Origin of the sequence: Aquabacterium sp. (assembly GCF_016195855.1) — a bacterium.
In the GTDB taxonomy this organism is placed as follows: domain Bacteria; phylum Pseudomonadota; class Gammaproteobacteria; order Burkholderiales; family Burkholderiaceae_C; genus Aquabacterium.
Genome location: NZ_JACPYU010000001.1, coordinates 13,689 through 26,486 on the forward strand (window position 1 = coordinate 13,689; position 12,798 = coordinate 26,486).

The 12,798-nt window shown below is 64.1% G+C and carries 10 protein-coding genes; 3 read left to right on the top strand and 7 right to left on the bottom strand.

Features of this window, described 5'->3' with window-relative positions; genetic code table 11:
* The 3 genes from HY019_RS00065 to HY019_RS00075 all read right to left on the bottom strand — a co-directional run bounded on the left by HY019_RS00065 (position 1) and on the right by HY019_RS00075 (position 2,966).
* Positions 1-783: a DUF1365 domain-containing protein gene (locus tag HY019_RS00065; RefSeq protein WP_290687362.1), complete on the bottom strand. Its 783-nt coding sequence runs from the start codon at positions 781-783 to the stop codon at positions 1-3.
* Complete coding sequence (locus tag HY019_RS00070) at positions 780-2,189, bottom strand: FAD-dependent oxidoreductase (RefSeq protein ID WP_290687364.1); 1,410 nt, start codon at positions 2,187-2,189, stop codon at positions 780-782. Before HY019_RS00070 ends, HY019_RS00065 begins: the two co-directional genes overlap by 4 nt.
* Positions 2,190-2,321: 132 nt before the next feature.
* A complete protein-coding gene (locus tag HY019_RS00075) occupies positions 2,322-2,966 on the bottom strand; it encodes a glutathione peroxidase (protein WP_290687366.1) in 645 nt (214 codons plus the stop codon).
* 232 nt (positions 2,967-3,198) lie between these two features.
* Here HY019_RS00075 and HY019_RS00080 point away from each other — a divergent pair, with 232 nt between their 5' ends.
* The gene (locus HY019_RS00080) at positions 3,199-4,080 is read left to right on the top strand and encodes a ferritin-like domain-containing protein (RefSeq protein WP_290687367.1); all 882 of its coding nucleotides are present in this window, start codon (positions 3,199-3,201) and stop codon (positions 4,078-4,080) included.
* Between the two features lie 867 nt (positions 4,081-4,947).
* On the opposite strand, the gene HY019_RS00085 is transcribed toward HY019_RS00080, so the two are convergent.
* The 4 genes from HY019_RS00085 to HY019_RS00100 form a co-directional block, all read right to left on the bottom strand.
* Positions 4,948-5,991, bottom strand: a complete 1,044-nt coding sequence (locus tag HY019_RS00085) for a CaiB/BaiF CoA-transferase family protein (protein WP_290687368.1) — start codon at positions 5,989-5,991, stop codon at positions 4,948-4,950.
* The gene (locus tag HY019_RS00090) at positions 5,988-8,135 is read right to left on the bottom strand and encodes a 3-hydroxyacyl-CoA dehydrogenase NAD-binding domain-containing protein (RefSeq protein WP_290687369.1); all 2,148 of its coding nucleotides are present in this window, start codon (positions 8,133-8,135) and stop codon (positions 5,988-5,990) included. Before HY019_RS00090 ends, HY019_RS00085 begins: the two co-directional genes overlap by 4 nt.
* A 17-nt stretch (positions 8,136-8,152) precedes the next feature.
* Positions 8,153-9,358, bottom strand: a complete 1,206-nt coding sequence (locus HY019_RS00095; protein WP_290687370.1) for an acetyl-CoA C-acetyltransferase — start codon at positions 9,356-9,358, stop codon at positions 8,153-8,155.
* 163 nt (positions 9,359-9,521) lie between these two features.
* Positions 9,522-10,682, bottom strand: coding sequence for an acyl-CoA dehydrogenase family protein (locus HY019_RS00100; RefSeq protein WP_290687371.1), 1,161 nt, complete (start codon positions 10,680-10,682; stop codon positions 9,522-9,524).
* Positions 10,683-10,988: 306 nt separating this feature from the next.
* On the opposite strand from HY019_RS00100, the gene HY019_RS00105 reads away from it, so the two are divergent.
* On the top strand, positions 10,989-11,630 hold the full coding sequence (locus HY019_RS00105; RefSeq protein WP_290687372.1) for a TetR/AcrR family transcriptional regulator: 642 nt from the start codon (positions 10,989-10,991) through the stop codon (positions 11,628-11,630).
* A 9-nt stretch (positions 11,631-11,639) separates the two neighbouring features.
* Entirely contained in the window at positions 11,640-12,728 is a 1,089-nt protein-coding gene (locus HY019_RS00110) for an acyltransferase (RefSeq protein WP_290687373.1), read from the top strand.
* Positions 12,729-12,798 lie beyond the last annotated feature (70 nt).

Here is a 12,798-nt window from a genome sequence, read left to right on the forward strand (position 1 = left end):
TCATGGTGTACTACGGGCACGGGGGCCGGTGGCGAATTGATCGGGCGGCTCGGGCTTGCTGAAAAACGGCACGCGCTTGAGCCACAACTGAAGCGCCTGCCAGTGGATGCGGGCCACCACGCCAAAGGTCATGAGTGGCCAGCCCCAGAAGGCCCGGCGCGCGCTGGTCGCGTCCAATGCTTGCAATACGCCGCTGAGGGCGGTCTGGATCAAGGGGCCGCCTTCATCGTCATGGTCCACGCGCGCAATCAGGCGCTGCGCAGTGCGCATGAAGCGAAAGCGGTAGCGCCCTTGTGTCTCGCAGAACGGCGAGACGTGAAAGACCTTGTCGGATTCGATCTCGCGCCCCCAACCCAGTTGCGCGCCGCCGAGCAGGTAGCAATGGCGCTCTCCAAAGGTGTTGTTGACCTCGACCACGATGGCATGCAGGCCGCCATCGGGCCGGTGCACGTACCAGAAGCTCACGGGCTTGAAGGCATAACCCATCACGCGCGGGTAGGTCTGGAGCCAGACTTCGCCATCCGGCAGATCGGCTTGCCACAGGCCCTGGCTGCGCAGCAGGCCGTCAAGCCAGGCCAGCGCATCCTGGCCACCGGCGCCATGGTCGGCGTCGTGAAAGCTCAGCCAGCCACGCCGGTTGCGCCGCACGATGGCCTGCGGCTCACGGGCCAGGGCGCGCATGGGCAACAGCCAGAAGTAGGTGCCGTAGCGAAAGGCATGACGGGCGGGCTTGAGGCGCGTGTGGCGCACCTCGCCAAAGCCGATCAGGGCGCGTGCGCTCATGCCGCCATCTCCTCACCGGGCTGGCCATGCAGGCGCAGGTAGTCGGCGGCGAGGTCGCTGGCATCCACAGGCAGCAAAATCCCCTCACGCGCGAGCAGGCCAGAGGCCACGGCCAGGCCGGACTTGAGCCCGTCCTCATGGAAGCCATAACCGGCCCAGGCGCCTGCAAACCAGATATGGCGGCGGCCCTGGATGGTGTGCAGTTGCCGTTGGGCCTCGATGGCCTCCTGGTCGAAGATGGGGTGGGCGTAGTCGAACTCGGCCAGCACCGTCTCGGCCGCCGGTTCACGCAAGGGGTTGAGTGACACCACCACCGCCTGCTTCCAGGGCACGGGCTGCAGCTGGTTGATCAGGTAGTGCAGGCACACGGCGCGGTCTTCCTGATCGGGTCTGGCGGCACGTTCGTAGTTCCAGGCCGCCCAGGCCAGTTGCTGCGCGGGCAGCATGGCCACGTCGGTGTGCAGCACGGCGCGGTTGCGGTGGTAGTGGATGGCCCCCAGCACGCCGCGCTCCGCCGCGGTGGCACCTGAACCCAGCAGGCCCAGGGCCTGGTCGGAATGCGTGGCCAGCACGACCTCGTCAAACCGCTCGGCGCCGACCGCGCTGTGCACCATCACCCCGGCGCTGCCTTCATCACCCAAGGGGATCAGGCTGTGCACCGGCGTGTTGAGCCGCGCATCCGGCAAGGCGGCCATCAGGCGGCGCACATACTCGCGTGACCCACCGGCCACGGTGTACCACTGAGGCCGGTTGGCCACTTGCAGCAGGCCATGGTTGTGGCAAAAGCGGATCAGTGTGGCCATGGGGAAACGCATCATCTGCTGCACAGGGCAGGACCAGATACACGCCACCATGGGCAGCAGGTAGCCTTCGCGGAAAGCGGCGCTGAAGCCTTCGCGTTGCAGGAAGTCGCCGATGGGCTCGCGCAGCTGGGCTTCGGAGCCCTTGAGGGCCAGGCGCGTCGTCAGGCGATTGAAGCGCACCAGGTCGGCCAGCATGCGCCAGAAGGCACGCGACAGCAGGTTGCGGCGCTGGGCAAACACACTGTTGAGGCTGGAGCCACACCACTGCAAGCCTGGTTGCAAGCCCGACAGGCCTTGCGCATCAGCCGGCACCTGCACCGAGAACGACATCTCCGACTTGGCCGTGGGCACGTCCAGCTCGGCAAACAGGCGGATGAGGTGCGGGTAGGTGCGCTCGTTGAACACCAGAAAGCCTGTGTCCACCCCATGGGTGACGGGCTTGCCGTGTGCGTCGGGCAGGGTCACGTCCACCGTGTTGGCATGACCGCCGAAATGCCCACCGGCCTCGAACAGGGTCACATGGCGCTCACCGGGCGAGGTGGCCAGCCGATAGGCGGCCCCCAGGCCGGCAATACCCGCTCCGATCACGGCAATGCGTTTCATGCGCGACTCCTGTCGTGGGCAGACCGGTGTTCACGCCCCGGGCCGCCAAGCCCGGGCAAAGTCAGTGTGAAACGCCGATCAAGTGCCGGTCAAATCAAAAAATACCGAACAGTTCATACTGTAACTCATCAGTCACTTTTTTGCAGCAAGCTGCTTTTCGATGTCCTCAATGAGATCGCGGTCATCTGGCGAGGTCATGCTGCTGTAGGCCTGGACGGCCTGCCCGTCACGCCCGATCAGGTACTTGTAGAAGTTCCACTTCGGGCGGGTGCCGGTGGCCTTGCGCAACTCGGCGTGGAGCGGGTTGGCCTCGTCACCGACCACATGGCTCTTGGCGAACATGGGGAACTTCACGCCGTAGGTGTTGGCGCAGAACTCGGCGATCTCCTTGGCGGTGCCGGGTTCCTGGCTGCCAAAGTCGTTGGAGGGGAAGCCCAGCACGACCAGGCCCTTATCCTTGTATTTGGCGTACAGCGCTTCCAGGCCTTTGTACTGCTTGGTGAAGCCGCAGTAGCTGGCGGTGTTGACCACCAGCAGCACCTGGCCACTGTACTGGCACAGGGACTGGGGTTTTTCGTCCTGCAGACGGGGGAATGTCTTGTTGAGCAAGGCGGGGCAGGCGGCCGGGGCGGGTGCTGGCGATGACGCGCCTGCGGGCGCCGTTGGCGGCACTTGTACCGGCTGCACGGTCGGCGCACACTGGGCACCCCAGGACAGGCCACCTAGCAGCAAGGCCAGTGACGAACGACGAAAGGACATCAGCAAATCGGGGCCCATGAGACTCCTCCTGAAATGGATCGATGTGCGCAGTGTGCACTGAGCCCTATACGCCCGTGGCGACAAAGCCGATGCATGGCGCGCACAAAAACATGGCTTGTCACGGGTTTGCCTGCATCCATTCGCTCAAACGTCACGAAAGTGCATTAGCCTGTCGCCGACCTGTCGCGTGGCATCCCCCTTGCTGGGGCACGTTGTCCAAGGTGCGCGGTTCATTGATCTGGAGAACGCCATGCTTTACCCCGAACTGTTCAAGCAACTCGAAGCCGTCCGTTGGAACATGGACACCGACATCCCCTGGAGCAGCTTCGATGCCGGCAAACTCAGTGATGAGCAGGCTCAGACCATCAAGATGAATGCCATCACCGAGTGGGCTGCCCTGCCTGCCACCGAGATGTTCCTGCGTGACAACCGCGACGACAGCGATTTTTCTGCCTTCATGAGCGTGTGGTTCTTTGAAGAGCAGAAGCACTCGCTGGTGCTGATGGAGTACCTGCGCCGCTTCCGCCCGGATCTGGTCCCCACCGAAGAAGAGTTGCACGAGGTGCGCTTCGAGTTTGACCCGGCGCCTGCGCTGGAGACGCTGATGCTGCATTTTTGCGGCGAGGTTCGACTGCACCATTGGTACCGCCGCGCGGCCGAGTGGCACACCGAGCCGGTGATCAAGGCGATTTACGAGACACTCTCGCGTGACGAGGCCCGCCATGGCGGCGCCTACTTGCGCTACATGAAGAAGGCGCTGAACCGTTTTGGCGATGAGGCCCGTGCAGCGTTCAGCAAGGTGGGCGTGCTGATGGCCAGTGCGCGGCGCACGGCCCAGGCCCTGCACCCGACCAATCTGCACGTGAGCACCAAGCTGTTCCCGCGTGACACCATCCAGTCGCGCCTGCCGGACCCGGAGTGGCTGGAGACGTGGCTGGACAAGCAAATCCAGTTCGATGCGGTGTGGGAGGGCAAGGTGGTGGAGCGCATCTTGCACAACCTGAGTTCGCTGATGGACCGCAGTTTTGCCAGCGTGCAGGAGCTCAACCGTTTCCGCAAGGAGATGGCGCGGGCGCTGGAAGCCCAGGGCAAGGCGCTTGTGGAAGCGCCCAATGCGACTCAACAGGCCTGACGCTTTGACGACGGCTTTAGCGGGGCTGGCTGCGAAGACGTGGTTTTGGGTTTGATCGTTTTGGAGGGGGAGCGCGAGGCGGGGGCTGAGCCAGCATCCGTCCAGGCTTCATGTTGACGGTCCCGCTTTGCAAGCGGGACTGCCCTGCGATGCTCGTGACGAGGTGGGGCCCTTCAACTCACTGCGCGGCTGCGCCGCTGCGTTCAAACAAGTCGGGCCAGTCAGATGAACGAAGCACGCTGCGCGTGCCCACCTCGCCACTGCGCATCTCAGCGTCACCAAGGCGCCCGGCCAGATGCCGGCTCAGCCCTTCTCCGCCTCGCTGGTGGCCTGCTCAGGCTGCAGGTTCTGGTGAAGGGAACGGGCCAGGCTTCGCGCAACAAAATTCTTGCCCTTGCCGTAGCAGCTCCTGTCTTGTTGCTTCACTCTTCGCGGCGCCAGCAACCGTGGCGACACGCAAGTGGGGCGATCAAAGGCTGAGGTGGCGTGCGGCGGGGCGCCTTGGTGACGCCGAGATGCGCAGTGACAAGGTGGGCGCACGCAGTGCGCTTCGACCATCAAACTCGCTGGCGTTGTTCGACCGGAGCGGCCGTCAGGGCGCGCAGGGAGTTCGCCAGCGCCACCTTGGCACGAGCAGCACAGGGTAGTCCTGCTTGCAAAGCAGGACCGTCAACATGAAGCCCAGCCGCACGCCACCTCAGCCGCGCCCCGCGCTGCCCCGACAAAGCGCACCCCAACAAACCACCCCACACGCCAACGTCAATCGCCACACGCCGAGCGCACAAAAAAATACGGGCCTGGCGCCAACTGCTCACCAGGCCCGTACCCGTCTGACCCCCCGGTCAGCCTCAAACATGAATCAGTTCATCAGCCAACCGGCGACCAAGGCTGCACCTGCGCCTGCCCCGCAAACAGCGGATGGGCTTGCGCCTCGGCCAAGGTCAGCACCGGCGTCACACAGGCATCGGCCTGCTCGAAGCGCGCGGCCCAATCCGCCAAGGGCTTGGACGCCACCAACGCAGCCACATCGTTGCGCAGCTCGATGCAATCGGGCGAGCCTGGCATCTGGCCACGCTGCCAATGGCGGTTCACCCAGTCGGGCCGCTCGAACACCTCGCAGGCCGCCTTCCAGAACTTGAACTCCAGCGAACCCACCGCCAGGTGGCGGCCATCCGCCGTGGCATACAGGTTGTAGCAAGGCAGCACGCCATTGAGCATGTCCTCACCCGCACCCGGCATGCGCCCGCCCAGCATCGGCGCCAGCAAGGCCCCGGTGGACTTGGGCATCACCAGGTGCGCATGCAGACCATGGGTCATGCTCACATCGATGTGACGGCCCTTGCCCCGTTTGCCCGCGTCGTACACCGCCGACAGGATGGCGATGCAGGCCATGGACGAACCCGCCGCCAGGTCACCCCATTGCACATTGGACAAGGCCAGCTCACCCGTGGGCGCCCGCACCTGGTCCAGCACGCCGGAGATCGCCATGAAGTTCAGGTCATGGCCAGCGCGCTGCGCCCACACCCCTTGTTGCCCATAGCCCGTGATGGACACCATCACCAGCTTGGGGTTGAGCGCCTTGAGCGCATCCCAGTCCAGGCCCATGGCCTTGAGCACACCAGGTCGGAAGCTGTCGACCATCACGTCCGCCGTGGCGATCCAGTCGCGCAACTGAGTGAGCTCAGCCGCGTTCTTGAAATCGATCTTGCGGCATTCCTTGCCGTGGTTGAGCGCCTCGAACAAGGTGCCCAATGGGCGGGCAGGGTCGCCTTCTGGCGGCTCCACCTTGATGATTTCGGCACCCAGGTCGGCCAGCATGCGCGTGCCGAAAGGCCCTGGCAGGTTGCGCGTGAGGTCGATCACGCGCAGGCCGGACAGGAGGCCGGACAGCGGTCCAGCCTCAGTGCTCACAGCTTGTCCTCGAAACGGCCACCTTCAGCCGCCTGCTTGACCACGATGGCCGCAGGCTCGAAGCGCGGGCCATAGGCCTTGGCCAGCTCACGCGAACGCGCCACGAACTGCTTGGCACCCACGGCATTGATGAACTGCAGTGCGCCGCCCTGGTTGGGTGCGAAGCCCCAGCCGAAGATCGAGCCGATGTTGGTATCGGCCACCGAGCGCACCACGTTTTCTTCGTAGCAACGCGCAGCTTCATTGGCCTGGGCGTAGAGCATGCGGTCCACCAGCTCTTGCTGAGAGGGCTGCACGGCCTTGGGCGGGTAGACCTCGGTCAGGCCGGGCCACAGGCTCTTTTCCTTGCCGCTGTAGTCGTAGAAACCTTGGGCGGCCTTCTTGCCAATGCGCTTGTGCTCGCCACCGATCTTCTGCACCACGGCGAAACCAGGGTGCACGGGCAGGCTCAGGCCTTCGGCTTCCAGATCCTTGCGGGTCTGCTCGGCGATGTGCAGCGACAGGCTCAGCGAGACCTCATCTTGCAGGGCCAGCGGCGGCATGGGCATGCCTGCCTTCAGGCCGGCGACCTCGATGGAACGCGGGTGGATGCCCTCGCCCAGCATGGCCATGCCTTCCATGATGTAGGTCGTGAACACGCGCGAGGTGTAGAAGCCGCGCTTGTCATTGACCACGATCGGGGTCTTGCCGATCTGCAGCACGTAGTCAAAGCCACGGGCCAGGGTCTCGTCCGAGGTTTCCTTGCCGACGATGATCTCGACCAGGGGCATCTTGTCCACGGGCGAGAAGAAGTGCAGGCCCAGGAAGTTGGCCGGGCGCGAGCTGGCCTGCGCCAGGCCGGTGATGGGCAGCGTCGAGGTGTTGGAGGCGTACACCGCGGTGGCGGGGATCACGGCTTCAGACTGCTGCGTGCAGGCAGCCTTGATGCCACGGTCTTCGAACACGGCTTCGATCACCAGGTCGCAGCCTTCCAGGTCGGCATAAGACGTGGTGGGCTTGATGCGCGCCAGCAAGGCGTCACGCTTGTCTGGCGTGCTGCGGCCACGGGCCACGGCCTTGTCCAGGATGCCTTGCGAGTAGGCCTTGCCCTTTTCAGCGTTGTCCAGGCTGGTGTCCAGCAGCACCACGTCGATGCCGACCTTGGCCGACACGTAGGCAATGCCCGCACCCATCATGCCGGCGCCCAGCACGCCCACCTTCTTGACCTTGCTCTCGGCAAAGCCCTTGGGGCGCGACTGGCCCTTCTTGATGGCGTTGAGCTGGTGCCACAAGGTGTTGATCATGTTCTTGCTGGTCTGCGACACGACACAGGCAGCGAAGTAACGCGACTCCACTTGCGAGGCAGCATCAAAGTCCAGCAGGCAGCCTTCGAACAGGCAGGACATGATGTGCGTGAGCGCGGGGTAGTTGCCATGCGCCTTGGCATTCGCCATCGACGGGGCAATGGCCAGCACCTGCACCACGGCCGGGCTCTTGCTGTCGCCACCGGGGATGCGGAAGCCCTTGGTGTCCCAAGGTGCCGAGGGCTTGGGGTTGGCCGCGCACCAGGCCTTGGCCTTGGCCAGCAGCTCGTCGCGCGTGGTGGCCAGGTCGGTCACCAGGCCCATTTCCTTGGCCTTGGCGGCGGTCAGCTCCTTGCCTTGGGTGATCAGGTCCATGGCCTTCTGGATGCCGATCAGGCGGGGCACACGTTGCGTGCCGCCACCGCCAGGCAGCAGGCCCAGCTTGACTTCAGGCAGACCGAACTTGGCCTTGGGGTCGTCCAGGGCGATGCGGGCGTGGCAGGCCAGGGCCAGCTCCAGGCCACCGCCGAGTGCCGTGCCGTTCAGCGCCGCAACCACGGGCTTGCCGCACTTTTCCATGCGACGCATCATGCCCTTGAGGTCTTCGCACAGCTTGAAGGCTTCTTCAGCGCTGGTGATCTGCGTGAGCTGGTCGATGTCGGCGCCCACGATGAAGGTGGACTTGCCGGAGGTGATGACCAGGCCCTTGAGGGAGGCGTCGGTTTCCAGCTTGTTGACCAGTTCGGCAAACGGCTCGACCAGCGTGGGGTTGAGCACGTTCATGGCCCGACCGGGCATGTCGATGGTGACGAGGCCGATGCCGTTGGCATCGACGTCAAAGGTGAAGGCTTGGTTGGTCATTTTGAATGGCCTCCTGATCAGACGCGTTCGATGATGGTGGCGATGCCCATGCCGGCACCAATGCACAGGGTGGCCAAGGCCGTGGCCTTGCCGGTGCGCTCCAGTTCGTCCAGGGCCGTGCCCAGGATGATGGCGCCCGTGGCACCCAGGGGGTGGCCCATGGCGATGGCACCGCCATTGACGTTCACGCGGTCCAGCGAGACGCCCAGGTCCTTGGCGGTCTTCATGGGCACGGTGGCGAAGGCCTCGTTGATTTCCCACAGGTCGATGTCGCCTGCGGTCATGCCCAGCTTGTTGAGCGCCTTCTGGCAGGCCGGTGTCGGGCCGGTCAGCATGATGGTGGGCTCCGAACCAATCACCGCGCACATGCGCACCTTGGCGCGGGGCTTGAGGCCCGCCTTGATGCCGGCTTCCTTGCTGCCCAGCAGCACCAGCGCGGCGCCGTCCACGATGCCCGACGAGTTGCCGGCGTGGTGAGCGTGGAGGATCTTCTCGATGGTGGTGTACTTGTCCAGTGCGGTGGCGTCAAAGCCCATGGTGCCCATCATCTCGAACGAGGGCATCAGCTTGGACAGCGTCTCGACCGAGGTGCCGGGGCGCACGGTTTCATCACGGTCCAGCATGACCATGCCGTTGATGTCCTTCACGGGCACCACGGACTTGGCAAAGCGGCCTTCGGCTTGCGCCACGGCCGCACGGCGGTGCGACTCGGCCGCGAACGCGTCCAGATCAGTGCGGCTGAAGCCTTCCAGCGTGGCGATCAGGTCGGCGCTGATGCCTTGGGGCACGAAGGCGGTGCCGCTGTTGATGCGGGGGTCCATGACCCAGGCGCCGCCGTCAGAGCCCATGGGCCAACGGCTCATGGATTCCACGCCACCGGCCACGATCATGTCTTCCATGCCCGAGCCAATGCGCTGTGCCGCCTGGTTGATGGCTTCCAGACCGGAAGCGCAGAAACGCGAGAGCGTCACGCCCGACACGGACTGGGCCCAGCCGGCGTCCAGGATGGCGGTGCGTGCGATGTCGGCACCTTGCTCGCCCACGGGGGTCACGCAACCCAGCACGAGGTCGTCGACCAGCGAGGTGTCCAGCTTGTTGCGGCTTTGCAGTGCTTGCAGCAGTGTGCGCAGCAGCCACACGGGCGTGGCCTGGTGCAGGCTGCCGTCTTTCTTGCCCTTGCCGCGCGGCGTGCGCACGGTATCAAAAATGTACGCTTCGGTCATGGAGAAGCTCCTTCAGAAATGTGTTCAGTGAAACAGTGCATCGAACGGGTGCAGATGCCGTAGCGAGCCGAGCGGAGCCTGCGTTGAGAAGCGCAGCCGTACTTGCGGTACGGCGAGCATCGCCAACGCAGGATCTGCCGGCGCAGTAGGCAGATGCGCCCGTTCAGAGAAAGCGGGAGGCGAGCTCTTTCATGATTTCGTTGGTGCCGCCATAGATGCGCTGCACACGCGAATCGGCCCACAGGCGGGCGATCGGGTATTCCTTCATGTAGCCATAGCCACCGAAGAGCTGCAGGCATTCGTCAATCAGCTTGCACTGGTTGTCGGTGATCCAGTACTTGATCAGTGCCGCGCGGTCCACGCCCAGTTCGCCCTTGAGGTGCGAGACCATGGCCGCATCGACCAGCGCACGCGAAGCCAGCAGCAGGGCCTGGCATTCAGCCAGCTTGAAGCGGGTGTTCTGGAACGAGAAGATGGGCTTGCCGAAAGCCTTGCGCTCTTTCGTGTACTCGAGCGTGACCTTCATGGCGTATTCCATGGCGGCGATACCGGCCAGGGCCACCAGCATGCGCTCCTGAGGCAGCTCCTGCATCAGCTGGAAGAAGCCCATGCCTTCGTTCTCACCGATCAGGTTGTGCTTGCTCACCACCACGTCGTCAAAGAACAGCTCGGAGGTGTCTTGCGCCTCCATGCCGATCTTGTCGAGGTTGCGACCACGGCGGAAGCCGGGGGCCTCGTCGGTTTCGACCACGAACAGGGAGATGCCTTGTGCACCCTTGTCCTTGTCGGTCTTGCACACCACGATGACCAGGTTGGCCAGCTGGCCATTGGTGATGAAGGTCTTGCTGCCGTTGATCTTGTAGGTCTGGCCGTCTTCCGACTTCAGGGCCAGCGTGCGCACGCCTTGCAGGTCGGAGCCGGTGCCGGGTTCGGTCATGGCGATGGCGCCGATGTACTCGCCCGTGGCCAGCTTGGGCAGCCAGCGCTTCTTTTGCTCTTCCGTGCCGTAATGCAGGATGTAGGGAGCGACGATGCCCGAGTGCAGCGAGCCGCCAAAGCCACCGATGCCGGCTTCACCCTGGGCCAGCACCAGCGCGGCTTCGTGGCCGAAGTCACCACCGCCACCACCGTATTGCTCCGGCATCGAGGCGCACAGGAAGCCATTGGCGCCCGCGTCTTCCCAGGCCTGACGGTCCATCATGCCCTGGGCGCGCCAGGCTTCATCCTTGGGCTGCCACTGCTCGGTCATGAAGCGTTTGGCAGAGTCGAACACCATCTGGTGTTCTTCGGTCATCCATGCGGGGGCGAAATTCTGAATAGCCATGGGGCAAAGTCTCCTCGGTACCAACAAAACGACGATTGCTTCACACCTCATGGCCTTTTCAGGACGGTAATCTAAATTACCGTCAGTAGAAACCCGCAAAAAGGGCATCTTCGGCGACAGGTTTTGGGCTTTTGTCGCCCTTGCACCCTCTGTGAGGTGACGCATGCGTCAACCAGCGAATCTTGGCGTCACACCGCTCAGTTGGCAAGCAGATTTGGTCAATTGGCGCCATCTTGGCCGCATTTGGTAATATGGATTTCCATACCGGAATGTCCGCTTCCCTGTCTCTGCCCGTCGTCGCCTGCCATGCCCTCGTCCACCACCCGCCGCCACCAGCCCAGCACCGTCGATGACCGCCGTGCCGCGCTCAGCACCATGCGCGCCGACACGCTCAGCCGCATCGAGAAGGCGGTGCTGGAGTTGTTCTCCAACCAGGACTTCCATGAGGTGAGCCTGCTGGACGTGGCCAAGGCGGCCAATGTGTCGCTGCAGACCATTTACAAGTACTTCGGCAGCAAGGAGGTGCTGGTCTACGCCATGCTGGACGTGATGCTGGGCCGCCTGGCCGAGCGCATGCTGGACCACCTACAAGGCATCGACGACGCACGCGAGCGCCTGCGCAAGACCTTCTGGGTCACACTGGACTACATGGACAAGCACCCCGCCGTGATGATGTTGCTGTTCACGGCCGTGCCCGTGTCCAAGCACAAGAACATCCGCATCTATGAAAGCCCCGAGCTGATGACCGCCTTCCTGGGCGTGTTCAAGGACGGGCAGGCGCGCGGCGTGCTCAACAAGCAGGTGTCGTCCAAGGTGCTGCTGGACGTGTTCATGGGTATCATCGGCCGCGTGGTGCTGATGCACATCGTGCGCGGCGAGAAGCGCCCGCTGATCGACCAGTTCGACGAGTTGTTCCACATCGTGTGGCGCGCGATGTCAGCGGATTGAGGTCACACGGTGTACCTGTCACTTCAAGCATGTCGCGCACTGGCCGCCCTCATGGTGGTGTGCCTGCATGCGAGCAACAACCTGCGCAACGAGCTTTACCTGGGCCACGCTGCAGACTTTGTGGCGCGCCTGTTCTCATTTGGCGATGCCGGGGTGCCCTTCTTCTTCGTGCTCAGCGGCTTCATCGTCACCCGCGTTCACCTGCAGGATTTTGATCACCCTGCACGCGTCAAGGGCTACCTGCTCAAGCGCGCCGCGCGCATCTACCCGGTCTACTGGCTGGTGTTTGCCCTGACATGCGCCGCAGCCAGCCTGATGCCCCACTCACGTGTGGTCCTGCCCCACGATGCGCTGACGCTGATCAAGTCGCTGTTGTTGCTGCCACAAGCGCCGACCGCCCCCGGGGACACGGGCGCCCCTGTGGTGTTTGTGGCCTGGACCCTGCAACACGAGATGGCGTTTTATGTGGTGATGGCGCTGGCCCTGGTCCGGCGCTGGCTGCTGTGCGTGCCCGTGGCCCTGTATGTGCTCAACCGGCAGTGGCATGCCTTCGGGGATGGTTTTCTTCAGCATTTCTTCACCAATGACCTCGTGATCCTGCTGGCCATGGGCGCCGCGCTGGCCATGCTCACCTGCACACGACGGCCCATGCGATATGCCCTGGCCTTGTGCCTGTGCGCCGCCCTGGCCTTCATGGCCCTGGCCGTGTGGGACATGCAGACGTTTGGCGAGCCGCGCTACCACTGGCGGGTGCTCGCTTATGGCGCCGCCAGTACAGCAACCATCTGGGGCCTGGTGCGCATGGAGGATGGCGGCTGGGCCTTGTCGCCCGATCACCTGCTGGTCAGGCTGGGCAACGCGTCTTACGCGCTCTACCTGATCCACATCCCCGTGCTGTCGCCCTTGAGCAAGCTGGTCACGGCGGCGTTCATGCGCACCGGCGCCCACCAGACGGCGCTCGCCACGCCCCTCATCCTCGGCGCGACCTTGTTGATGGTGCTGGCCAGCTGCGCCGTGGCCTGGTTGTTTCACCGGCATGTCGAGCAACCCATCACGCGATGGCTGAACCAGGTTATCAGCCGCGACGGCGGCAAGTGAATCGGCCCAAGCTGATCAAGGCGCATGGCACACACCCAATCACAGCTGCGCTGCCACCCGGGCGAGTTAT